Annotated in this window: 22 protein-coding genes and 2 pseudogenes; 20 read left to right on the top strand and 4 right to left on the bottom strand. The window is 73.3% G+C overall.

Going from position 1 to position 23,235, the window contains the following annotated elements; all coding sequences use genetic code 11:
* Positions 1-282 precede the first annotated feature (282 nt).
* The 5 genes and pseudogenes from VK501_RS24780 to VK501_RS28840 all read left to right on the top strand — a co-directional run.
* The gene (locus VK501_RS24780; RefSeq protein WP_324342305.1) at positions 283-594 is read left to right on the top strand and encodes a hypothetical protein; all 312 of its coding nucleotides are present in this window, start codon (positions 283-285) and stop codon (positions 592-594) included.
* Positions 591-1,271, top strand: coding sequence for a hypothetical protein (locus tag VK501_RS24775; RefSeq protein WP_324342303.1), 681 nt, complete (start codon positions 591-593; stop codon positions 1,269-1,271). The genes VK501_RS24780 and VK501_RS24775 overlap by 4 nt, the downstream gene beginning before the upstream one ends.
* Positions 1,268-1,573, top strand: coding sequence for a hypothetical protein (locus VK501_RS24770; RefSeq protein WP_324342301.1), 306 nt, complete (start codon positions 1,268-1,270; stop codon positions 1,571-1,573). Before VK501_RS24775 ends, VK501_RS24770 begins: the two co-directional genes overlap by 4 nt.
* Positions 1,574-1,640: 67 nt before the next feature.
* Positions 1,641-1,991: a hypothetical protein gene (locus tag VK501_RS24765; protein WP_324342299.1), complete on the top strand. Its 351-nt coding sequence runs from the start codon at positions 1,641-1,643 to the stop codon at positions 1,989-1,991.
* A gap of 68 nt (positions 1,992-2,059) precedes the next feature.
* Positions 2,060-3,172 (top strand): annotated as a pseudogene (locus VK501_RS28840) (recombinase family protein); the annotation flags it as partial.
* A 765-nt stretch (positions 3,173-3,937) separates the two neighbouring features.
* Here VK501_RS28840 and VK501_RS28835 read toward each other — a convergent pair.
* Positions 3,938-4,159, bottom strand: a pseudogene (locus VK501_RS28835) (hypothetical protein); the annotation flags it as partial.
* Here VK501_RS28835 and VK501_RS24755 point away from each other — a divergent pair.
* From VK501_RS24755 to dprA, 4 genes are all read left to right on the top strand, one after another.
* Positions 4,152-4,625 (top strand): DUF1707 and FHA domain-containing protein, encoded by a 474-nt coding sequence (locus VK501_RS24755; protein ID WP_324342295.1) that lies wholly within the window; start codon positions 4,152-4,154, stop codon positions 4,623-4,625. The pseudogene VK501_RS28835 and the gene VK501_RS24755 sit on opposite strands and share 8 nt — an antisense overlap.
* Before the next feature lie 75 nt (positions 4,626-4,700).
* Positions 4,701-7,907, top strand: a complete 3,207-nt coding sequence (locus tag VK501_RS24750) for a hypothetical protein (RefSeq protein WP_324342293.1) — start codon at positions 4,701-4,703, stop codon at positions 7,905-7,907.
* A gap of 120 nt (positions 7,908-8,027) precedes the next feature.
* Positions 8,028-9,566, top strand: a complete 1,539-nt coding sequence (locus VK501_RS24745) for a YifB family Mg chelatase-like AAA ATPase (protein WP_324342291.1) — start codon at positions 8,028-8,030, stop codon at positions 9,564-9,566.
* Positions 9,563-10,744, top strand: a complete 1,182-nt coding sequence (gene dprA / locus VK501_RS24740) for a DNA-processing protein DprA (RefSeq protein WP_324342289.1) — start codon at positions 9,563-9,565, stop codon at positions 10,742-10,744. The genes VK501_RS24745 and dprA overlap by 4 nt, the downstream gene beginning before the upstream one ends.
* A gap of 5 nt (positions 10,745-10,749) precedes the next feature.
* Here dprA and VK501_RS24735 read toward each other — a convergent pair whose 3' ends face one another.
* A complete protein-coding gene (locus VK501_RS24735) occupies positions 10,750-11,601 on the bottom strand; it encodes a glycosyltransferase family 2 protein (RefSeq protein WP_324342287.1) in 852 nt (283 codons plus the stop codon).
* A gap of 221 nt (positions 11,602-11,822) precedes the next feature.
* Between VK501_RS24735 and thiD the strand changes: the two genes are divergently transcribed.
* The 4 genes from thiD (at position 11,823) to ilvD (ending at position 15,389) form a co-directional block, all read left to right on the top strand.
* The gene (thiD, locus tag VK501_RS24730) at positions 11,823-12,683 is read left to right on the top strand and encodes a bifunctional hydroxymethylpyrimidine kinase/phosphomethylpyrimidine kinase (protein ID WP_324342285.1); all 861 of its coding nucleotides are present in this window, start codon (positions 11,823-11,825) and stop codon (positions 12,681-12,683) included.
* Between the two features lie 92 nt (positions 12,684-12,775).
* Positions 12,776-13,009 carry a hypothetical protein gene (locus VK501_RS24725; RefSeq protein WP_324342283.1) on the top strand — a complete coding sequence of 78 codons (234 nt, stop codon included), beginning with the start codon at positions 12,776-12,778 and terminating at the stop codon, positions 13,007-13,009.
* Positions 13,010-13,028: 19 nt separating this feature from the next.
* Positions 13,029-13,649 (top strand): hypothetical protein, encoded by a 621-nt coding sequence (locus tag VK501_RS24720; RefSeq protein WP_324342281.1) that lies wholly within the window; start codon positions 13,029-13,031, stop codon positions 13,647-13,649.
* 51 nt (positions 13,650-13,700) lie between these two features.
* Positions 13,701-15,389, top strand: a complete 1,689-nt coding sequence (gene ilvD, locus VK501_RS24715; protein WP_324342279.1) for a dihydroxy-acid dehydratase — start codon at positions 13,701-13,703, stop codon at positions 15,387-15,389.
* Between the two features lie 148 nt (positions 15,390-15,537).
* On the opposite strand, the gene VK501_RS24710 is transcribed toward ilvD, so the two are convergent.
* Positions 15,538-16,470 (bottom strand): alpha/beta hydrolase, encoded by a 933-nt coding sequence (locus VK501_RS24710; protein ID WP_324342277.1) that lies wholly within the window; start codon positions 16,468-16,470, stop codon positions 15,538-15,540.
* Between the two features lie 44 nt (positions 16,471-16,514).
* On the opposite strand from VK501_RS24710, the gene VK501_RS24705 reads away from it, so the two are divergent.
* The 5 genes from VK501_RS24705 to VK501_RS24685 all read left to right on the top strand — a co-directional run bounded on the left by VK501_RS24705 (position 16,515) and on the right by VK501_RS24685 (position 20,878).
* Positions 16,515-17,087, top strand: a complete 573-nt coding sequence (locus tag VK501_RS24705) for a hypothetical protein (RefSeq protein ID WP_324342276.1) — start codon at positions 16,515-16,517, stop codon at positions 17,085-17,087.
* A 38-nt stretch (positions 17,088-17,125) separates the two neighbouring features.
* The gene (locus VK501_RS24700) at positions 17,126-17,383 is read left to right on the top strand and encodes a hypothetical protein (protein WP_324342274.1); all 258 of its coding nucleotides are present in this window, start codon (positions 17,126-17,128) and stop codon (positions 17,381-17,383) included.
* A gap of 28 nt (positions 17,384-17,411) precedes the next feature.
* A complete protein-coding gene (locus VK501_RS24695) occupies positions 17,412-18,359 on the top strand; it encodes a lysophospholipid acyltransferase family protein (protein WP_324342272.1) in 948 nt (315 codons plus the stop codon).
* Positions 18,356-19,717: an NAD-dependent epimerase/dehydratase family protein gene (locus VK501_RS24690; RefSeq protein WP_324342270.1), complete on the top strand. Its 1,362-nt coding sequence runs from the start codon at positions 18,356-18,358 to the stop codon at positions 19,715-19,717. Before VK501_RS24695 ends, VK501_RS24690 begins: the two co-directional genes overlap by 4 nt.
* Positions 19,718-19,828: 111 nt before the next feature.
* Complete coding sequence (locus VK501_RS24685) at positions 19,829-20,878, top strand: L,D-transpeptidase/peptidoglycan binding protein (RefSeq protein WP_324342268.1); 1,050 nt, start codon at positions 19,829-19,831, stop codon at positions 20,876-20,878.
* A gap of 12 nt (positions 20,879-20,890) precedes the next feature.
* Here VK501_RS24685 and VK501_RS24680 read toward each other — a convergent pair whose 3' ends face one another.
* Entirely contained in the window at positions 20,891-21,223 is a 333-nt protein-coding gene (locus tag VK501_RS24680) for a hypothetical protein (RefSeq protein WP_324342266.1), read from the bottom strand.
* Here VK501_RS24680 and VK501_RS24675 point away from each other — a divergent pair.
* Positions 21,207-22,301 (top strand): tyrosine recombinase XerC, encoded by a 1,095-nt coding sequence (locus VK501_RS24675; protein WP_324342264.1) that lies wholly within the window; start codon positions 21,207-21,209, stop codon positions 22,299-22,301. The genes VK501_RS24680 and VK501_RS24675 overlap by 17 nt on opposite strands.
* 16 nt (positions 22,302-22,317) lie before the next feature.
* The gene (whiG, locus tag VK501_RS24670) at positions 22,318-23,094 is read left to right on the top strand and encodes an RNA polymerase sigma factor WhiG (RefSeq protein ID WP_324342262.1); all 777 of its coding nucleotides are present in this window, start codon (positions 22,318-22,320) and stop codon (positions 23,092-23,094) included.
* The last annotated feature ends 141 nt before the right edge of the window (positions 23,095-23,235 follow it).

Below are 23,235 nucleotides of genomic sequence, written 5' to 3'. Positions count from 1 at the left end.
GCTGGTGTGGGCGGGGTGCCGTCGGTCGGGGTGCCCGGGCTGCCCGGCGGCGGCCGCAGGCGCGGCGCGTCGTCGGCGGTCAAGGTCACGACGACCGGGCCGCGCACGGTCCGCACCGCATCGGCGACGGTGCGTGTGCCTACAACTTCGGCGGGTCCGGTCCACTCAACCGGCCCGCGGGGAGGTGGGGCGCGAGTGGTCTCGTCGCCCTCCCCCGTGGTGGCGAAGCCGTCCCGTGCCCCCGCGCTGGAGTCCCCTGACGGTCAGGCTCTGGCGCGGGGGGTGCGGGGCACAAGCCGGCCGCGGCGGCTGACGATCGGCCAGGCGGCCGCGCACGTCGAGCGCCTGGCGCTCCAGCACCGCGACACGGCGCCCCGGGGCAAGGGGTCCAAGGCGCGTAAGCGCGCGGCGGCGCTCCAGCAGCGCCAGCGCGGTCTGAGCCGGACGGGCAAGGTTGTGAGCAAGAGTCAGCAGCGCAAGTTCTTCGCGGACCCGGCGCTGCGCCAGTACGCGCACCAGGTCGCCAAGCGCGGCGCGGCGTTCAAGGCGCTGCCCGAGCGCAAGCGGCCGCCGAGCGTCGGGAGCGCACGGTGATCGAGGCGTTGGCCGGGGACGCGGCGCACGAGGAGCTGATGCAGGGCTGGGGCACGGGCGACGCGGGCCGGTTCGGCTACGCGTTCCTGGAGCTGGCGACCGGCGCGGTCGTGCAGGCGCGGCGCTCCAACGCGCAGCAGCCGGGTGCGTTCCGTGAGCAGCCCGCGGGGTCGGGCGTGGTCGTGGCCACGCTGGCGATCCCCGCCACCGGCGTCTACGAGCTGGTCGTGGACGACGGCGTGAACGTGCGCGCCGCCGAGCTGCGCTCCAGCTCGGCGCCGCCTGGACCGGCGCCCGGCGTTGGCGGGCTGTGGACGACGGTCGAGGGTCTGCGCAGCGTGGCGTACAACTACGGCCTGGCGGTGCCCGACGACGACGACCGCTGCCTGCGGCTGTTGGCGCACGCGCAGCGCGACCTTCAGGTGCACGTCCTGGGCTGGCGCGTCGCCCCGATGGTGCTGTCGGCGGCCCAGCAGGCGGCGCTGGCGCAGGCGACCGCCACGCAGGCGCTGTGGCGCCTCCAGATGGACCGTGACGACCTGCTGGCCGTGGACGCGCCGATCGGGTCCATCGACGGCGTGGGGCTGATCGACCGGCCGACGGCGCGCATCAGCCGCGCCGCCGTCGAGGAGCTGGTGGGCTGGGACCTGATCCGGCGAGCGCCGACCGCACCATGACGCCCGACGAGCAGTTGGTGGCGCTGATGGCGGCGGCGCGCCGTCGCGGCGAGAACTTCTACCTGGCGTGGTTCGGCGCGCTGGACCGCATCGACTTGTCCCGGGTGAGCAAGGGCGTGAGCCTGGACTGGCGCACAGCGGTGAGCGACCTTTCGGTCAGGGAGGGCTGGCGGGCCGCCTACGAGGGCTTCCCCGATCCGCGCAGCGAGGCGCTCGCCGTGCTGGGGCTGGAGTGGGTCGATGACTCCCGGACGGGGACTGCCGGTCGTGGGCCGATGTCGGGCTCCGTGCTGTGGGCCTGAGCTGCCCGGCCGCCTGACCATCCGAGGGCGCTCCCGGATATGACAATCGTGGTGTAATGTCATACCCATGCCTAACACCGAGTTGACCCTGAGTTCGCCGCCCGGCGCGCGCATCGTGATCCGCGCGCCGCAGCAGCTCGTGGACGAGCTGAAGGACACCTCCGCCGACCACGGCCGCACGTTCAGCGAGGAGGTGCGGATGGCGATGCACGCGCACTACCTGCTCGGCTGCATCTCGCTGCTCAGCGATCCCAAGAACGTCAAGCAGCTGGGCGGCAAGAAGGAAGCCGACCGCTGGCGCAAGCGGTGGCGCACCGAGCTGGCGGAGCTGTGGGCCAACGCGTTCCCCGACGCGGCCAAACGGCACCGCGAGTCGTTCCCGGACTACCTGTGGACCGCGGAGTCGTCCGGCGCCTAGACCATCCTGAAGCGCGAACGCCGCCCGTCTTTGGAGGATGGGGCGGCGCTCGAAAGGAACAACAGACGATGCAGAACGTACAGACACTCCCGGACGGACCCGCCTTCGCGGTCCTCTACGCGGCCAAGTCGACCGACGACGTGCGTGGATCGCTGCCGCGGCAGCTCGCTGACGGCAAGGAGCTGGCGCTGCGCCGCGGCTGGACCGTGGTGGACGAGTACAGCGACAACGCCAAGAGCGCCTACCGGGGCAACCGCGGCGAGGGACTGGCTGACGCGAAGGCTCACGCTGAGCGCCTTGCGCGTCAGCACGGCACGTGCCACCTCGTGGTCCAGCACACCGACCGCCTTGCCCGTGGCGACGGCGTTCAGGCCGACCACCTCGTTGAGCTGGCCCTGTGGGCGCGGCGGTCGGGCGTGCAGATCCAGTCCGTCCAGGACCCCGCGACGTGCGAGGGCGGACTGGCCTTCGCCGCGATGATGGGCGACCGCAACAACGCCGACTCCGAGCGCAAGGGGTTCGCCGTCGCGGGCGGCATCCACGGTGCCGCGCTGCGAGGCGACTGGGTGGGCGGCCACTGCGCCGACGGCTACATCGTGCGCCGCGAGCCCAAGCTGGACGAGCCCGGCCGGACGCTTGCGACGGTCGAGAAGGACCCGGAGCGCATGGAGCTGTGGCGCACGATCTTCGAGCTGGCGCTGGAGGGCTGGAGCACCGAGGCGATCACGACCGAGGTTGACCGGCGCGGCTGGATCACGAGGCCGCGGCGCAAGGACCACAAGCCGCGGCCGTTCGACGCCTACCGCATCAACCAGTCGATGGGCACGCCCATGTACGCCGGGCTGACGGTGTACCGCGGCGAGGTCGTCGGGACCGGCCACTGGGAGCCGTACGTCAGCCCGGAGGACTTCTACCGGCTCGCCGCAGAGCGCCGCGCGCGCGGGAACGTCGACAAGCGGAAGGCCGGTCGTCCGGCCGAGCTGTTCCTGTTGACGGGCTTGGTGAGGTGCGGCGTCTGTGGCGGGACGATGCGCAACGACCGCGGGCGCACGCCCCGCACGACGAAGGGCGGCACCCGCGCCCGGACCTACGTGTGCGAGGCGAGGAAGATCTACCGGCCCGGTCACCAGTCGCGGTGTGAGGGACCGATCTTCGATGCCGACGTGGTGGACCCGCTGGTGCTGGAGCACCTGCCCGCGCTGCTCGGCGACAGCGACGGCGTGATGGGCGAGCTGCTGGCCGGGCGTGCCGCCGAGCGCGAGCGCCTGGTGCAGGAGGCCACGCGCGCGCAGGCCGACATCGCGGAGTGCGAGCGGGTCCTGGTCAAGATGGCGAAGCGCTTGGACGCGGCCGTCGCCGACGACGACGAGGACGCGCAGGAGCTGCTGCTGCGGACCGTCAAGGCGCGCCGTCAGGAGGCCAAGGCGGCGGAGCAGCGCCTGGCCGCCGCGCTGGATGCGCTGAGCGTCGCGACCGAGGAGACCCCGGAGGCGCAGCGGGCGGCGTTCTACGAGCGGCTGCACGGCCAGCTCACCGGACGGCTCGACGGCGCGCGCGACGACGTGAAGGCCACCAACCTGGTGCTGCGCGAGTTCTTCTCGCACATGGTGCTGAGCGAGACCGCGGCGGGGCTGCGGATCGCGCCGCAGCTGAGCGACGCTGCGGCCGCGCGCATCCTGCGCGACGTGCAGCGCTGGCCGCACGGCGCCGAGGTGCAGGTGGGCGGCTACGCGGCCGAGGTCGTCGGGCAGCCCGGCGTGACCGAGGGCGCCGAGATGGAGCTGATCGTGCGCGTTCCGCGCGGCGAGGTCCATGGCGCGCTGGAGGCGATGCAGCGCGACGGCGGGACCGTCGAGCTGACCACGCCGGTGATCGGGCACGCAATCCCCAGTCACATCCACGAAGATCAACGTCTGCCCGTCGCAGGCCACGAGGTCGATCTCCCCGTACCGCGTGCGGTGGTTGCGCGCCACGATCGCGCAGCCCAGGCGCTCCAGGTGCTCGGCGGCCAGGCGCTCGCCGAGGCGGCCGAGGTGCTGACGGGGATCGGTGGACACGCAGGCGACGCTATGAGCGAACGCGTGCCCGGACAGCACGCGCCCGTGACGATCCTGCGCAGCGGCCGTTGCGAGACGGATGAGCCCGCGCCATGATCGCCCGATGCGCATCGGCGACCGGGAGCGGTGGCAGGCCGAGCGGCGCCTCCGGGCGTCGTACCTGCGCGGCGAGCTGAGCGCCGACACCTTCGAGGGCCGCATCGCCGTCGCGCTCGACGCCCAGCACGCCCACGACCTCGCGCCGCTGGCCCGCGACCTGCCGAGCCCGCTCGATCGCCTCCGCCTCGCGCTCGGGCGCCGCGCCCGGCGCGGCGACGGTCCCGCGCTCGTGGCCCCCGCCGCCGACGCGGGCGCCCGCCTGGTCCTCGGCCGTTCGCGCAGCTGCGACGTCCGCTTCGTCGAGTCCACGGTCTCCCGCTGCCACGCCGAGCTGCTGCGCGTCGGCGACGGCTGGCTGCTCGTCGATCGCGCCTCGACCAACGGCACATGGGTCAACGGCGTCCGCGTCACCCGCACCGCGGTCTGCGACGGCGACGAGATCCGCCTGGGCACCGCGCGCGTGGTGCTGCGGACCTGATCGCGCCCCCGGCGCGCGCTCGGCTTTTGGTCCAGAACGCTGTCGGGTCGTGCCCGCGCCGCCGTCCACTGGGGGGTGCGGCGATTCGTCAGCGCGTTCTCCTGCCTGCTCGCGGTCCTGACCGTGCTGCTGGTCCCTGCAGTGGCGCGCGCCCACGACGAGGCGCACGAGGCCGCCGCGGCCGCCGGGGCGCCGCACGCCGATCACGTCGACACGCCCCAGGAGCTCAGCGACGTCAACGTCGCCCAGGAGGTCAACCAGGCGCGGCTGGAGACCGCAGGCGACGCGCCGCTGCAGGCCTCCGCCGCCCTGCCGTCGAGCTGGTGCGGCACCGAGCGCACCACCGACGACACCGTCAACGCCGCCACGACGCCGACGCTCCCGCACTTCAAGGTCCTCTACCTGCACCCGTCGGACCGCCCCGATCGCTTCGCGCAGTGGAAGGACCTGCTGCAGGCCGACGCGTCGCTCATCGGCCAGTTCGTCTCCGGTCAGGCGGAATCCTCGCGCGCCCCGCGCTTCGACCTCGGCACGAGCTGCGGCGCCGGGTACCTCGACATCCAGACCATCCACCTGCCCGGCACGCGCGCGACGTACCTCGACAACCTCGCGGCGATCAGGACCGCCGTGCACAACGCGGTCGGCACGCCCGCCGGCCCGCGCAACTACGTCGTGCTGGCCGACACGCTCAACGGCAGCGCGAGCGGCAGCTACGGCCTCGGCGACTACTACGCGGGGTCGGCGTCGGCCGAGCGCCCTGACGCCGGCAACCCGCACAACAACGGCAACCTCTTCGCGGTGCTCTTCTACCGTGACGTCGCCGCCCCGGCGACGTCGGCCAACGGCTGGTGGCCGACCGGGATGCTGCACGAGATGACCCACACGATGGGCGCCGTGCAGTGGTCGGCGCCGCACACGACGCAGCCGTCCGGCGGCACCAGCGGCGTCTACGGCCACTGCTGGGACGGCCTCGACATCATGTGCTACGCCGACGGCCCGGCGATGGGGCACGCCTACGACACGACGGTCTGCGCCGGCCTGTCGGGGGCGATGAACCAGACCTACGACTGCAACCAGGACGACTACTTCAACCCGAGCCCGGCGGCCGGCAGCTACCTCGCGACGCACTGGGACGTCTACAACAACGTGTTCCTGGCCGACTGCGGAACGCTGCCGTCGGGGAGCTGCCTGACCGGCGCCGCGGCGACCGGCCCGCCGGTCAACACCGTCGCACCCGTCATCGGAGGCGCGACGCGAGGCGGCTCGACGCTGACCGCGGCCGTCGGCACCTGGAGCCCGGCGGGCACGACCTACGCCTTCCAGTGGCAGCGCGACAGCGGCTCGGGCCACGCCGACATCGCCGGCGCGACCGCCTCGACCTACACGCTGGTCACCGCCGACGTCGGCTCCTCGGTGCGCGTCGCGGTGACCGCGACCAACCCCGACGGCAGCACGGTGGCCTACTCGGGCGCCGGCGCGACGGTCACCGCCCCGCCGGTCGTCAGCCCGCCGATCCCCGCGCCGGCGGGCACCCTGATGGACACCAACGTGCTCACGGCCGACCACGGCACGTGGACGCCGTCGACCGCGACGTTCACCTATCAGTGGCTGCGCTGCCCGGCGGGCGCGACGAGCACCGCAACGGGCTGCGTGACGGTCGGCCTCGGGCCGAGCTACGTCCTCACCGGCCCGGACGTCGGCCACGCGATGGGCGTGCGCGTCACCGCCTACTCGGGCATCTCGGCGGCGTCGGCCGTCTCGACCCTGACCGCCGACGTCCAGGGCCGTGCGCTGGTCAACGTCCGGGCGCCGGCGATCTCCGGGAACGTCACGGTCACCGAGACCATCCGGGCAGCACCGGGCCTGTGGAACGTCCCGACGCTCACCGTCCGCTACCAATGGCAGCGCTGCGACGTCGACGGCACCAACTGCGTCGACATCGCGGGCGCCACCGGTGTTTCGTACGCGCTCGTCGCGGCCGATGGCGCGCACGCGGTGGCGGTGCGCGAGGACGTGACGTCGCCGGGCAGCTCCGGGTCGGTCGCCGGCACGCCGATCGCGGTCGCCGACCAGCCGCTGCCGGTCGCCGGGGTCGCCCCGTCGATCATCGGGGTGCCCGCGCGCACCAACAACCTGCAGTCGCGTCCCGGCACGTGGGCCAACAAGCCCACGCGCCTGACCTACGCCTGGCAGCGCTGCGACGCCGGCGGCAGCAACTGCGCGGCGATCCCGCGCGCGACGGCGACGAACCACGTCCTCGGGACCGCGGACGTGGGCCACGCGATCACCGTCGCCGTCAGCGCGCTGAACACGGCGGGGACGACGACGGTCGCCTCCGCGCCGACCGCGGCGGTCGCGCCGATGCTGCCGGAGTTGCGCGTCGCCCCGGCGATCACGGGGACCACGCAGGTGCCGGGCGTCGTGCAGGCCGTGAGGATGGCGTGGAAGGCGACGTCGGACACGCGCTATGCGTTCCGATGGCAGCGATGCAACGGCGCGGGCGTGTCGTGCACCGACGTCCCGGGCGCGACCACGCAGTCCTACAAGCTGAAGACCGCCGACGCCCGGTCGACGCTACGGGTCATCCACACCGCGACCAATGCCGACGGCGCGGTGGCCGCGACCTCGGCGCCGACGGTCGCCATCAAGCCGGCGCTGCCGGGCATCAGCAAGTACCCGCGGTTGAGCGTGAGCGGCCGGCCCGACGTCGGCAAGGTCGCGACGCTGACGCCGGGCGTCTGGTCGGCGGCGACCGAGATCGACACCAAGGACCTGCAGTTCTGGCGCTGCAACCCGCGCTGTGCGGTGATCCCGAGCGGTGGCGCGGCGACGTACACGATCGATCCCCTCGACACGGGCACGATGCTCCGCGGCTCGGAGATCGCCACCGGCCCCGGCGGCTCTCTGACGGTCTGGGCGCCGACGTGGATCGGCCCGGTTCGGGCCGCCACCGGCGGATACCGGACGCTGGCGGCGGGCGCGAGCTCGACGGTGCGGACGGCCGGCGGCGTGGCGCTGGCGCGCGTGGACGTGGGGAAGGTGACGGCGACCGCCGCCGCGCGCGTGGCCGCTGCGAAGCAGCCCGGGTCGCTGCGCATCACGCTGCGACGTGCCGCGTCGGCCCGCGGGAAGCTGCGCGCGTGGGCCTGCGTGTCGCCGCCGAAGGTCGACGACCGGCAGCCGTGCACGAACGCCGTGGCGCTGGGGACGCGCTCGACGCTGAAGCTGAGCGTGGCCCGGGGCCAGCGCGTGCTGGTCATGGTGGTGCGGCGCAGGACGTAGGCGTCGGCCGCGCCGGACCGCCGTCCGGTCGGCCCGTGTGCGCTTTCGTGACGTCGACGCCGCAGGATCGTCACGCCGCGCGTGTGCCGTGTCACGCGGACCCGCTTAGCGTCGCGGTCCATGTTGGCCCACGTCACGACCTTCGCCATCCAGGGCGTCGAGAGCCGCCGCGTCACCGTCGAGGTGGACCTGCGGCCGGGCCTCCCGGCGTTCACGATCGTGGGCCTCGGCGACCTCGCCGTGCGCGAGGCCCGCGAGCGCGTGCGCTCGGCCATCCTCAACTCGGGCTTCCAGTTCCCGGCGCGGCGCATCACGGTCAACCTGGCGCCCGCCGCGCTGCGCAAGGAGGGGCCGGGGTTCGACCTGGCGATCGCCTGCGGCGTGCTGGCGGCGGCCGGCCAGCTGCCGATCGAGCGGCTGGAGCGGGTCGCCGTGTTCGGCGAGCTGGCGCTCGGCGGCGAGCTGCGCCGCTGCCGCGGCGTCCTCGCGGTGGCCGAGGGCACCGTCGCGGCGGGGTTGCGCGGCCTCGTGCTGGCGCGGACGCATGCGGATGAGGCGGCGCTGGTCGAGGATCTCGGCGTTCTCGGTGCGGCGAACCTGGCGGAGGTCGCCGCGATCCTGCGCGGCGAGAGCGACGGCAGCCCGCCGCCGAGCGGCGGCGACGACGGCGGCGGCGGCGCCGAGCCGGTGGCGCGCCGCCCCGACCTCGCCGACGTCCGCGGCCACGGCGGGCCGCTGCGCGCGCTGGCCATCGCCGCCGCGGGTGGCCACAACCTGCTGCTGGCCGGACCGCCAGGCACGGGCAAGACGATGCTCGCCCAGCGCCTGCCGTCGATCCTGCCACCGCTGTCGCGCGCCGAGGCGATCGAGGTCACGCGCATCCAGAGCGTCGCGGGCCTCCGCGTGGACGGCGGCCTCGTGACCCGGCGCCCGTTCCGCGCGCCGCATCACACGATCTCGGCGTCCGGCCTCGTCGGCGGCGGCAGCAACCCGCAGCCCGGCGAGGCGACGCTCGCCCATCACGGCGTCCTGTTCCTGGACGAGCTGGCGGAGTTCGGCCGGTCGGCGCTGGAGGCGCTGCGCCAGCCGCTGGAGGACGGCCGCGTGGCGATCGTGCGCGGCCAGCGCACCGCGGTCTACCCGACGCGGCTCATGTTGGTGGCCTCGACGAACCCGTGCCCGTGCGGGTACGCCGGCACGCCGCGCTGCCGCTGCGGCGAGGGCGACATCGCGCGCTACCGGCGCCGGCTCAGCGGCCCGCTGCTGGACCGTATGGACCTGCTCGTCGACGTCCAGCGGCCGACGCCCGCGGAGTTCGCCGCCGGGCCGGTGTGCCGGTCGGCCGACGAGCGCGAGCGGGTCGTGGCGGCGCGCGAGCGCCAGGCCCGGCGCCTGGAGGGGACCGGCGCAGCCTGCAACGCGCACCTCGACGCGGCGCTCGTGCGCCGCCACGTCGCCCTCGACGCCCATGGCGCCTCGGTCCTGCGCCGCGCGTACGATCGCGGCACGCTCAGCCCCCGTGGCCACGACCGCGTGCTGCGCGTCGCCCGCACCATCGCCGACCTCGACGGCAGCGACGCGGTCGGCTCCGAGCACCTCCTCGAAGCCCTCGGCCTGCGGCAGGACGTCATCGACCAGCCGGCGCAGGATGCCGCATGAGCGTCTCCGACTCGGCGGCCTGTGCCCGATGCCTGCGCCGGGCGGTGCTGCTGGAGCTGCTGGCCGGCCGGATCGACGTCGCGCGCCGGCGGCGCCGGCCGATCCGCGACGTGCTCGCGCTGTCTGACGACGACCTGCTCGCCGCCGTGGGCGGCGACGACGCGCCGGAGCTCCGTCGCCGCATGGAGGAGGCCAGCCTGTTCGACCTGCTCGTGACGGCGGCCGACGGACAGCTGGAGGTCGTCTGCCGCCACGGCAGCGACTACCCGGCGCGCCTGCACGACGATCGCGCGGCGCCCGCCGCGCTCTTCGTCCGCGGCGGTGCGGGGGAGGACGACGGCGGCCGTGCGCGGCTGGCGCGCCTGGTCGGCGACGGGCTGGCGCCGCCGCCGCCGGCGGTCGCGATAGTCGGCACGCGCCGCGGGTCGCCGGAGGGCCTGGAGGTCGCGCGCACGCTGGGTCGCGGCCTGGCCGCCGCGGGCGTGACCGTCGTCAGCGGCATGGCCCTGGGCGTCGACAGCGCGGCGCACACCGGCGCGCTGGAGGTCGGCGGGCCGACCGTCGCGGTGCTCGCGGGCGGCGCCGACGTCCCGTACCCGCGCAGCAAGGCCCGCCTCTACGGCGCGATCATCGCGGCGGGCGGAGCCGTCGTGTCGGAGATGCCGCCCCGGTTCCAGGCGTTCAAGTGGAGCTTCCCGGCGCGCAACCGCATCATCGCCGCGCTCGCCCCGGCGACGATCGTCGTCGAGGCGGCGGAGCGCTCGGGCTCGCTGATCACGGCCGAGCTCGCGCTCGAGCTGGGCCGCGACGTCGCCGCGGTTCCCGGTTCGGTGGTCAGCTGGCGCTCACGCGGGACCAACGCCCTCCTGCGCGACGGAGCGACGCTGATCCGCGACGCGCGCGACGCGCTGGACCTGGTCCTCGGCGTCGAGCACGCCGAGCTGGCGGTGCGCCGCGCCGCGGGGGAGACGGTGCCGCCTCCCGCCGACGCCGCTCCCGAGCTCCTCGCCCTGCTCGCCGCCGTCGAGGACGGTCGCGACACCATCAACATGCTCGCCCCCGACGCCGCCGGCGCCGCGACGGTCCGTGCCGGCCTCATGGAGCTCGAGCTCCTCGGCCTCGTCCGCCGCGCGCCGGGCGGCCGCATCCTGCGCACCACCCGGGCGGTGGCCTCGTGAGCTGCTCACAGCACGTACGGTCGCCGGCGTCCCTGGTACTTGCCGAGGAGGCCGAGCGCTCGGCGCGGGTTGGCCCGGTGGAACCAGCGCGAGTGATCGTCGGTGGAGAACCCCGACCACCAGTCGCGCACCAGGTCCTTCGCGGAGTACGGGGCCATGCCGTTCATCGTGGCTTGCGCCATGGCGGTGATCACCGCCTCTTCGAGCCGCGTCCGCCGGTAGTAGTTGATGGTGCCCTGCTTCCAGCGATGTGACATGTCCACCAACAACGCAGGATCGAACGCCACGCGGTGCCCGTCTTGGAGGATCTGCCAGGAGAACAGGCGGTCCTCGGTGGTCGGGAGGCGCTCGTCGAACGGGTGCGCCCGCCACGCCTCGGCGCGCCAGCACGAGGCGTGGTTCGAGAACCCCCAATCCGGCGCCGTGCCCGCCTCCGCCAGCGTCTGCAGCCACGGCGTGGCGATCGGGCGGCCGTACGGATCCTTCGAGCTGCCGCCGACCGCCCAGACCTCGGGCGCCGCGAAGTTGCGCAGCGCACGGTCAAGCCAGCCGTCGTCGGGCAGCGCGCAGTGTGACGACAGCGCCGCGTGGATCGGCGCCGTGGCGATGGCCGCGCCCGCGTTCAGCGCGCGCCCCGGCGTATACGTGCCCGGCGGGAGCGTGACGACCTGGTCGGCGCGCTCGCGGGCGACGGCGACGGTCTGGTCGGTCGACCCGGAGTCCACGACGACGATCTCGCAGGCGACCGTCTGCCGGCGCAGCTCCTCGATCCTCTCGCGGAGGCCGTCCGCCGAGTTGAACGTCCGCACGATCACGCTCACCGGCGCTGCTGCGGTGTCACCTGGTTGCTGGGGCATTGCTCCGGAATGATGGCGGTCCGGCGGTCGTCACGGCGGACGCGCGCCGCTCAGCGCGGCCGTGAGATGTGCAGCATCACCGTCGCGTCGGCGAAGCCGGCGCCCGGCACGCAGGTCATCGCCGCCGGACGGGACGTGGGGATCCACTGGTGGTGGCCTTTCGGCGCGAGGTAGGACGAAGGGGCCGGTGCCCACCGCGGTCTTCTAGCATCGATGCCTGCATGAGCGCCCCCGGCCGCATCCCCGTCTGCCTCTCGATCGCCGGCTCGGACTCCGGCGGCGGCGCCGGCATCCAGGCCGATCTGAAGGCCTTCGCCCGCTGCGGCGTCCATGGCACCACGGCGGTCACCGCGCTCACCGCCCAGAACACGGTCGCGGTCACGCGCGTGCTGCCGATCGACCCCGACATGGTCGTCGCGCAGATCGAGGCCGTGGCCGGCGACCTCGGCATCGACGCCGTGAAGATCGGCATGGTCGGGGGCGTGCCGGTCATCGAGGCCGTCGCCGCCGCGCTCGACGCGCTGCCCGCCGGCACGCCCGTCGTCCTGGACCCCGTGATGATCGCGGAGTCCGGCGGACGGCTGCTCCAGTCCGAGGCCGAGCAGGCGCTCGTCGCCCTCCTGCTCCCGCGCGCGACGGTCGTCACGCCCAACGTCCCCGAGGCGCGCGTGCTCGCCGGCGACCGCCACTCGGCCCTCGACGGCGCCGACCTCGCCCGCGCCGTCCGCGCGGCCGGCGCGCGCAACGTCGTCGTGACCGGCGGCCACCGGGAGACCGCCACCGACGTCCTGCTCACCGAGGACGGCGCGGTCCTGGAGATCCCCGGCGCCCGCCATCCCGACGGCGCCGCGCACGGCTCCGGCTGCACGCACTCCTCGGCGCTCGCGGCGCACCTCGCGCTCGGCTTCACCCTCCAGGAGTCGGCGCGCGCGGCCCGCGCGATCGCGGCCGACGCCGTCCGCCACGGCCTCCGCGCGCTGGGGGCCGGACCGGGCCCGGTCAACGTGCTCGGCGTGGGCTACGGCGACGTGCACGCGGTCGCCGGCTCGGGTCGCCTCGGCGCGGCGCCCCAGCCCGCCTGAACGCCGCCCCGCATCGCTCCACAACCGGGCGCATGGCCCCGGCAACGCCGGGGCATCCCTTTGCCATAATCATGCCGGTGAGGTTCCTGCGGATGAAGCCCGGTCACGGTGAGGTCCTCTTGGCCGAGGGCGACGTAGAGGTGGCCGCCGACGAGCAGCGGCTCGTCGAGGAGTTCCGCCGCCAGCTCGACGAGGGCATGTGGGCCGCCGTGCCGACCACGGTCGTGGGCGGCCGCCGCGAGGCGCAGATGGTCAAGGCCTTCGAGGACATCCCGCGCGACGCCGATCGCGTCATCTTCTTCCCGCGGGCCGCGGGCGGCTGCTAGCTCCGACGGGACGCCGACGATGATCCTCGCTCTCAGCGCCACCCTCATCGTCATCGTGGCGCTGCTGTGGGAGGTGGCGGCGCCGAGGGTCGTCGAGTCGTTCGAGCGCTACAAGGCCCGCCGCGCCCGCGTCCCGATCGACGTGTTCGACCCGGGCCGCGAGCGCCGCGCCGAGCAGCGCGCCCGCCAGCTGCTGCGCTCGTGCGTCAACGACGAGGAGTGGGAGATGTACCGCGACCTCGGGTTCATCCGCGTGTGGGGCGGCCTGGCCTCAGGCCCCGAGCAGGGCGGCACGCCGGCCACCCGGTCGGGCGCGCCGTACGCCTACATCGTCTACCCGCACCGGCCGATCGTCGCCTACATGCCGCAGACCCGCGAGCTGCTCGCCGAGTACTGCGTGGCCTTCCCCGACGAGACGCGGCCCTACGGCTCGGCGCGCCTGCCCGACTCCGACGACGCGCTGGCCAAGTGGATGGCCTTGACCGGCGACGAGCGCCACCTCGTCGGCCAGGCCAACATGCACCTGCCCGGCCGCCAGATCGACCCCAAGCAGGTCCGGCGCGACCTGTGGCGCCTCACGCAGTGGGAGCAGGCGCGCATGCGCCGCATCGCCCGCGAGCAGCGCACCACGGCCACCTGACCCGGCTGACGGCTCGGTGCGGCGAAGCCGCCCACTATCGTTCGGCGCCAGATGAGCGCCACGACCGACTTCGACGTCAAGCACAAGAGCCGCGCCCTCACGGAAGGGCCCCAGCGCGCCGCGGCGCGCTCCTACCTCAAGGGCATCGGCTACGGGGACGACGACCTCGCCAAGCCGATCATCGGCGTGGCGAACACGTGGATCGAGACGATGCCCTGCAACTTCCATCTGCGCGCGCTCGCCAAGCACATCAAGGACGGCGTCCGCGCCGCCGGCGGCACGCCGATGGAGCTCAACACGGTGGCGATCTCCGACGGCATCACGATGGGCACGTCGGGCATGAAGACGAGCCTCGTCTCCCGCGAGGTCATCGCCGACTCGATCGAGCTCGTCGCGCGCGGCCACCTCTTCGACGGCGTCATCGCCCTGAGCGGCTGCGACAAGACGATCCCCGGCACGGTCATGGCCCTCGCGCGCCTCGACCTCCCGAGCCTGATGCTCTACGGCGGCTCGATCCGCCCGGGCACGTTCGAGGGCCGCGAGGTCACGATCATGGACGTCTTCGAGGCCATCGGCGCGCATTCGGCGGGCAAGATCACCGACGAGCAGCTGCACGCCCTGGAGGGCGAGGCGAGCCCCGGCGCCGGCGCCTGTGGCGGCCAGTTCACCGCCAACACGATGGCCATGGCCTTCGAGGTGCTCGGCATCAGCCCCGCCGGGTCGGCGATGGTGCCGGCCGAGCACAAGGCCAAGCACGAGGTCGCCTTCGAGGCCGGCAAGCTCATGGTCGACCTGCTGCGCCGCGGCGTCACCGCGCGCCAGATCATCACGAAGGACTCGCTGGAGAACGCGATCGCCGCGATCGCCACCAGCGGCGGCTCGACCAACGGCGTGCTGCACCTGCTGGCCGTCGCCAAGGAGGCCGGCGTCGAGCTCTCGATCGACGACTTCGACCGCATCAGCGAGGCCACGCCGCTGCTGTGCGACCTCAAGCCCGGCGGCCGCTACAACGCCGTCGACCTCTACGCCGCCGGCGGCGTGCCGCTGGTCATCCAGCGCCTCAAGGAGATGGGCCGCCTGCACGAGTCGGCGATCACCGTCACGGGCCAGACGATCGGCGAGATCGGCGACACCGCCACCGAGACCGAGGGCCAGGACGTCGTGCGCGCGGTCGACCACGCCATCAAGCCCAACGGCGGCCTGGCGATCCTGCGCGGCAACCTCGCGCCCGAGGGCTGCGTCGTCAAGCTCGCCGGCCACGAGCGCCGCTACCACCAGGGCCCGGCGCGCGTGTTCGACGGCGAGGAGGCGGCGATGGAGGTCGTCCTTGCCGGCGGCATCGAGGAGGGCGACGTCCTGATCATCCGCAACGAGGGCCCCGTGGGCGGCCCCGGCATGCGCGAGATGCTCGCGGTCACCGCCGCGCTCAACGGCGCGGGCATGGGCGAGCACGTCGCGCTGCTCACCGACGGCCGCTTCTCCGGCGCCACGCACGGCTTCATGGGCGGCCACGTCTCGCCCGAGGCGGCGCGCGGCGGCCCCATCGCGGCGGTCGCCGAGGGCGACCTCATCACGATCGACGTCGACCGCAAGCGCATCGACGTCGCGCTCGACGACGACGAGATCGCTCGCCGCGTCGAGGCCTACGACGCGCCCGTCAGCCCCGACGCCACCGGCGTCCTGCGCAAGTACGCGCTGCTGGTCTCCAGCGCCAGCGTCGGCGCGATCACCACCGGCTAGGGGAACACTGGCCCAGAGGGCCAGGTTCCCTTGCGGGTCTTCGCCCAGGGGGCGAAACCCGCGGCGGGTTAGGGACCCACGCTGCTAGTGGGTCGCGCGGCGGGCGTTGCGGCGCTCGCGATCCCGACCCGTACATGAACGCCTCACCTCAGTCCTCGTCCAGGAACTCCCGCACCAGCGCGTTGAACGCGTCGGGGCGCTCGAGCATCGCCACGTGCCCGGTGTCCTCGTACACCACGACCCGCGCATCCGGGATGCGCTCGCCGAACTCCCAGGCGTCGCGCACGGGCACGAGCGGATCGTCCTCGCCCCACACCACCAGCGTCGGCGCCGCGATCGAGCCCAGCCGATCGCGGATCGGGTAGTCGGTCAGCGCGTCCAGCGCGTCGACGAACCCCGGCTTGCCCGATCCCCGCAGCTGCTCGGAGACCAGCGGCCCCGGCAGCCGCTCGGGGTGCGCGGCCACGATGTTGAAGATCGCGCGGCGCGACCGGGGCCGCGAGGCCAGCTCGTCGGACTTCGACGCCAGCCAGCCGGTGCCCATCGCGAGCACGTTGCGCGCCACGCGCAGCCCGCGCAGCACCGTCTCGTTGCGCTGGTGCTCGATCGACAGGCCGGCGGCCGACACCAGCACGAGCCGCTCCACCGACGTGGCGAACCGGATCGCCAGCTCGGCGCCGATGAAGCCGCCCATCGAGTTGCCGGCGACGACCGCGCGCTCGACGCCCAGGATGCCCAGCAGCTCGTCCACCGCGGCGGCGTAGCCCGGGATGGAGATCCTCTCGGCGGGCATCTCCGACGCCCCGAAGCCGGGCAGGTCCATGGCGATGCACCGGTGCGTCCGGGCGAACACCGGCAGCTGCTCCAGCCAGTTCGGCCACGACCCCGACAGGCCGTGGATCCACACGATCGTGCCGGCCGGATCCTCCGGACCCACGTCGATGACGTTCATCGCGCGCCCGCCCACCGTGACCCAGCGCTGGTGCTCGCGCCAGTCGACGTCCATCCACGGACTCCGGCCCACCGGTCCGTATTGGTCAACACGCACGGTGGTCGGGCTGGGCTTCGTGCTGGTCGCCATGGCCCTACGATAGATGCGGGCCCGCGGGAGGGGCCGCATCAGCCATGCGCATCGCCATCGACATCGATTCAACGCTCCACCATTACTGGGACGTCCTGTCGGACTCCGCCCAGCGCCGCTTCGGCATCGAGCTGCCCTACGAGGAGCAGTTCGACTGGGGGATCACGCGCCTGCGTCCCGAGCAGCTGAAGTGCTGCATCGACGAGACGCACTGCGACGCGACGATCCTGGCCGGCCGCCCGTACGCCGGCGCCGTCGAGACCGTCAACGCCTGGGCCGCCGCCGGCCACTTCATCCACGTCACCAGCCACCGCGACGGCCGCGCCCACGCCGCGACCGAGCAGTGGCTGCGCAAGATCGACCTCCGTTTCGACGAGCTGTACTGCTCCTACGACAAGATCGCGCGCTGTCGCGAGCTCGAGATCGACCTGCTGATCGACGACAGCCCGGTCAACCTCCAGGCCGCGCTGGAGCACGGCATCGCCGGCGCCACGATCCTGCATCCGTGGAACGAGGAGGTCTGCGAGACCGAGGACGTCGTCTGCGGCACCGACTGGGCCGAGCTCGCCCGCAAGCTCGCGCCGCTGCTGTCCGGCGAGCGGCACCGCGCGGCTTAACACACGCACGGAGCCGCCGCGCGTACTACCGTTGGGCTGTGGAGCCGGAACCTGCCACACCGACCACGCCCGGGCCGCTGTGCTCGCTGCCGATCGTCGGCGAGACGACGGTGGAGGACGTGATGTTCTACGCCGCCGTCGGGGCCGTCGCGATGTTCGGCTGGGTGCCGGCGCCGACCGCCGGCCTCATCGGCTCGGTGCACGCGCTGCACCAGCGCGCCCGCAACGTGACCCGCACCGGGGCCTTCGGGGAAGCGCGCCAGGGCCTCATCGAAGCGGTCGACGACGTGCTCTGAGGCGCCGCGCCTGGGACAATGCGGTTCGATGGCCGACGAGACACGGAGCACGCTGCGCCAGGCCGGTCGTGAGGCTGCGCGCATCGACGACGACGACCGGCTCTCGCTGGGCGACGAGTCGCCCGGCGGCGAGGTCGCGCACCGCGCGCCCGGCCTGCGCGAGTACCTCGCGCCGATCGAGACCGAGCGCCAGGTCACCGACTGGGGGCGCTCGGAGCGCGTCGAGGGCTTCTTCGACCGGACGCTCGTCGACTTCTACTACAACCTGTGGTTCCGCTGCGAGGTCGAAGGCATCGAGCACGTGCCGTCGGAGGGCGGCGCGCTGCTGGTCTCCAACCACGCGGGCGCGCTGCCGCCCGACGCGCCGATGATCGCCAAGGCGATCAAGGAGGAGCACCCGCACCCGCGCCCGGTGCATCTCACGATGGAGCACTTCTTCAAGGGCTATCCCGGCCTGAGCATGCTCCTGCCCAAGATCGGCGGCGTGCCGGCCCATCCGGCCAACGTCCATCGCCTGCTCTACGACGAGCAGCAGCTCGTGCTCGTCTTCCCCGAGGGCCGCAAGGGCTCCGAGAAGCTCTACAAGGAGCGCTACCGGCTGCGGCGCTTCGGGCGCGGCGGCTTCGTCGAGGCCGCGATGCGCGCGGGCGCGCCGATCGTGCCCGTCGCGGTCGTCGGCGCCGAGGAGGCGATGCCGATCTTCGCCCACGTCACCGCGCTGCAGAAGCTCACGGGCCTCATCTACTTCCCGATCACGCCGACCTTCCCGCAGCTCGGCCTGCTCGGCGCGCTGGGCTTCCTGCCCGCGAAGTTCAAGATCCGCTTCCTGCCGCCGGTCCCGACCCACGACCTGGGGGAGGAGGCGCCGTGGGACGACCAGGCGCTCGTGCAGACGATCGCCCACGACATCCGCGCGTCGATCCAGGACGAGCTGATCGACATGGTCGGCAAGCGGCGCTCGGTGTGGTTCGGATGATCTCCAAGCGGATCCTCATCACGGGCCTGTCGACCTACTGGGGCGGCCGGCTGGCGCAGGCCCTGGAGCAGGACCCCGAGATCGAGACGATCATCGGGATCGACCGCACGCCGCCGAAGCTGGCGCTGGACCGCACGGAGTTCGTGCAGGTCTCCGACGCGCACTCGCTGATCCGCCGCATCGTCGACGCGGCCGAGATCGACACGATCGTCGACACGCGCCTCGTGGTCGACTCGATCGTCACGACGCGCGCCCGCGCCCACGAGAACAACGTCATCGGCACCATGAACGTCCTGGCGGCCGCCGGCGCGCTCGTCGGCCACGGCTCGCCGGTCCGCAAGCTGATCTTCAAGTCCAGCGCCCGCTACTACGGCGCCGAGCAGGACGACCCGGCGTTCTTCACCGAGGACATGCGCCGCCCGCACCCGCCGCGCACCGCGATCGAGCGCGACATCTGCGAGGCCGAGGCGAGCGTCCGCGACTTCCGCCACAAGAACCCCGGGACGTCGGTCTGCGTCCTGCGCTTCGCCAACGCGCTGGGTCCGGACCTGCGCACCTCGTGGCAGTCCTACCTCGGGATGCACGTCGTGCCGGCGATCCTCGGCTTCGACCCGCGCGTGCAGTTCATCCACGAGGACGACATGGCCAACTGCCTCGAGCACGCGGTCCGCTACGACCTCGACGGCGTCTTCAACTGCGCGGCCGACGGCGTCCTCGCGCTGTCGGAGGTCGTCGACCTGCTCGGCAAGACGCTGGCGCCGGTCCTGCCGCCGTGGGGGACGGGCCTGGCCGCCGCCGCGCTGCGCCGCGCGGGCGCTGCGATCTCCGACGAGCTGCTGCCCCAGCTGCGCTTCGGCCGGGCGCTCGACAACCGGCGCTTCAAGGCCACGGGCTTTCGCTACCAGCACACGACCCGCGAGACCGTCCTGCGCCTGCGCGAGCAGCAGAAGCTCGAGCCGATCCTGCGCGGCGCGGCCGGTGGCAGCTACCGCTACGAGTCGGCCGTCGAGGAGTTCCTGCGCTTCAGCCCGAGCGTGCGCCACGCCAACCTGCGACCGCAGCTCGGGCCGACCAACAGCGCCCCGGGCTCCCGCCCGGTCCCGGGCTCCCGCACGGCGGTGGCGCAGACGACCGGCGACGGCAGCGAGCCCGTCGCCGCGCCAACCCTGCCGCGCCGCCCGGCCGAGACCGCCTACGGCTCCCTGACCGCCCGCGAGATCCTCGCGCTGCTGCCCTCGCTGGGCCCGGCCGACCTGCAGGCGCTGCGCGATCACGAGGCGCTGCACGGGCAGCAGCGGACCAGCGTGCTGCGCGCCATCGACCGGCTGCTTTCCGGTCACGAGACGTCCGCGCGCTGACATCGTCCGAGCGTCACCGCGCCCGTTCGGGGCGGCAGCGCGCCTTGCAAGGGTTCTGCGACGTTGGAGGAGCGACTACGCTGGCGACGCCACCGCCTCCTCCTGCTCCCCTTGCGCTCCAGACCGTTCATCGCTGTCGCCGCCCTCGTGGCGGCGCTCCTCGTCCTCGGTGCGGCCACCGTCATCTACGACCGCGGCCGTCAGGACACGATCGCCGAAGGCGTGACGGTGGGCGGGGTGGACGTCGGCGGGCTCAAGCACGACGCGGCGGCGGCCAAGCTGCGGCGGGCGATCCTCGAGCCGCTGCGGCAGACGATCGTCGTCGACCACGGCAACCAGCGCTGGCGGCTGACCGCCCGCGAGGCGCGCGTGACCACGAACCTCGACGCGACCGTCGACGAGGCGCTGGCCCGCAGCCGCAAGGGCAACGTCCTGCAGCGCAGCTATCGCGGCTTGACCGGCGGGAAGGTCGACGCGCGCCTGCAGCCCGAGGTGACGTTCTCCGACGCCGCGGTCATCCGCCTGCTGGACCGCGTGCGCCGCTCGGTCAACCGCCCGGCGATGAACGCGACGATCAAGTTCGCGGTCTCGGGTCCGCAGACGACGCCGAGCCACGAGGGCCTGGCGGTCGACGCGACGCAGCTGCATCGCAAGGTCAACGCCGCGCTGGTCTCGCCGACGGCGCAGCGCCGCATGAGCGCCGCGACGCATCACGTCAAGCCGAAGGTCAGCGACGGCGACCTCGAGAAGCAGTACGACACGGCGCTGATCGTCAACCGCGAGGCCTTCAAGCTCACGGTCTACAAGCGCCTCAAGCCGGTCAAGAGCTACTCGGTGGCGATCGGCACGGTCGGCCGCGACACACCGGCGGGCCTCTACAAGATCCAGAACAAGGCGGTCGATCCCGCCTGGACCAAGCCGAACTCCGACTGGGTCCCCAAGGACCAGCGCGGCGACGTCGTACCGGGCGGCGATCCCGCGAACCCGCTCAAGGCCCGCTGGCTGGGGATCTTCGACGGCGCCGGCATCCACGGCATCGACCCGAGCGAGTACGGCTCGATCGGCCACGCCGCGTCGCACGGCTGCGTGCGGATGCGCATCCCGGACGTCGAGGACCTGTATCCCCGCGTGCCGGTCGGCGCTCCCATCTTCATTGCCTAGCGAGAACTCCGCCTAGGGCCACGGGCGCGCCTGCTGCGCCTCCTCGTCGACCTCGCTGCCCGGGCCGCTCGCGCGGATCTCCTCCACCTCGACCTCGTCCCAGCCGTCGGCCAGGAGGGAGGCATGGTGGTCGGAGTGGCGAATCACCAGCGTGCCGATGAAGATCCCGCGAGTCTGCTTGCGCATCACCGCGTACCACAGCGTCGTGGCGTCGCCCGTGCCCTGGATCCGATGCCACGGGCGCGGCGGGAGGTCGTCGTTGGCCGCCGTCGTGACGCCGGCCTCCACGAGCTGCCGAGCGGTCGCGACCTGACCTGATTGCGTGTCGATGAAGAAGATCCCCACAGCCGCCGAGGATAGAGCGCCCGACCGGGAGGTCCCGGAGCTGAGCGCTGCCGAGGCGCCGACATCGCCGGCGGTGGACCCGGACCCGCTCAGCGGTGCCGAGGCGCCGACATCGCCGGCGGTGGACCCGGACCCGCTCAGCGGTGCCGAGGCGCCGACATCGCCGGCGGTGGACCCGGACCCGCTCAGCGGTGCCTGGCGCGATGCGCTGCGCCTCTTCGACGGCGACCTCGCCCGCCGTGGCGCCGCCGCGCGCACGCGCCGCGCATACGGCTTCGACTGCGCGCAGTTCGCCCTGTGGTGCACCGCGCAGCAGCTCGATCCGGTCGACGTCACCACGCGCATCCTGCGCCGCTACGCCGCCGCGCTGGGCGAGCGCGACGTCGTCGCCGCGACCGTCGGCCGCAAGCTCGCCGCGCTGCGCGCGCTGTACCGCACGCTGCGCGAGCACGGCCAGATGCCGGCCAACCCGGCCGACCTCGTTCCGGCGCCCAAGAAGCCGTCCAACCTGCCGCGCGTGCTGAAGGCCGACGAGGTCGCCGAGCTGCTGGACCGCATCCCGACGACCACGCCGCTGGACGTCCGCGACCGCGCGCTCTTCGAGCTGGCCTACGCCTGCGGCCTGCGGGCCGAGGAGCTCGTCAACCTCGACCACCTCTCGGTCGACTTCGACGCCGAGGAGGTCCGCGTCGAGGGCAAGGGCGGCAAGACGCGCATCGTCCCCGTCGGCGAGGCGGCCGCGCGCGCCCTCGCGGGCTACGTGGAGCGCGCCCGTCCCGCGCTGCAGACCGACCGCGCCGAGCCCGCGCTGTTCCTGTCGAAGTCCGGCCGCCGACTGTCGACGTCCGACGTCCGCCGCCGCCTGAAGGTCTGGGCGCGGCGCGCAGCATTGCAGGGCGGTGCGCATCCCCACGCGCTGCGGCACTCCTTCGCGACCCACCTCCTCGACGGCGGAGCCGACCTGCGCACGATCCAGGAGCTGCTGGGCCACAGCTCCATCTCGACGACACAGATCTACACTCGGGTAGAGTCCGCGAGGCTCAAGTCGGCGTATGCCCGTGCGCATCCGCGGGCTTGAGGGCGGGGAATCAGGGATGGAGACCAACGTCAAGGCCATTGAGCTGCGAGACCTGTGGCGCCGGTACAAGGCCACGGGCGACACGCACGCACGGGAGCGACTCGTCGTCGCGTACTCGCCGCTGGTCAAGTACGTCGCGGGCCGCATGGCGTCCGGGCTCCCGGCCCACGTCGAAGAAGCCGACCTCATCTCCTACGGGCTCGTCGGGCTCATCTCGGCGATCGAGCGCTTCGACCTCGAGCGCGAGATCAAGTTCGAGACCTACGCGATCACGCGTATCAAGGGGGCGATCATCGACGAGCTGCGGTCCCTCGACTGGGTGCCGCGCTCCGTGCGCGCCAAGGCCCGCGAGATCGAGAAGGCCAACACCAAGCTCGAGCACCAGCTGCAGCGCGCCCCGACCGACGAGGAGATGTCCAAGGAGCTGGGCGTCGAGGTCGACGGCTTCCACGAGTCGCTGCTCCAGATCTCCAACTCGACGGTCGCCGCGCTCGACGAGCTGTGGACCGTCGGCGACTCCTCCGGCGACGCCGTCTCGCTGCTGGACACCCTGACCGACGAGAACGCGCCCGATCCGGCCGCGGTCATGGACCAGACGGACCTGAAGGACCGGGTGGCCGACGCGATCGCGCGCCTGCCCGAGCGCGAGAAGCTCGTCGTGGCGCTGTACTACTACGAGAACCTGACGCTGCGCGAGATCGGCGAGGTCCTCGGCGTCACCGAGTCGCGCATCTCGCAGCTGCACACGAAGGCCGTCCTGCGCCTTCGCTCGCGGCTCATCGAGCAGGAGTAGCCCCGGCCCCTGAGCGTCGAGGGACGACTGAACCGCGACTATCGCGGTTCAGTCGTCCCTCGATGTCCCGGCTCGGCCTTGGCGCTTGCGAGCTTGTGCCGTTCGGCGCTAGGGTCGCGCTCATTCCGAACATCAGGCCGT

Source organism: Baekduia sp., from assembly GCF_035318805.1.
Taxonomy (GTDB): Bacteria; Actinomycetota; Thermoleophilia; order Solirubrobacterales; family Solirubrobacteraceae; genus Baekduia.
The sequence above is the reverse complement of the archived record's forward strand: the minus strand, read 5'-3'. Positions and strand labels throughout refer to the sequence as shown.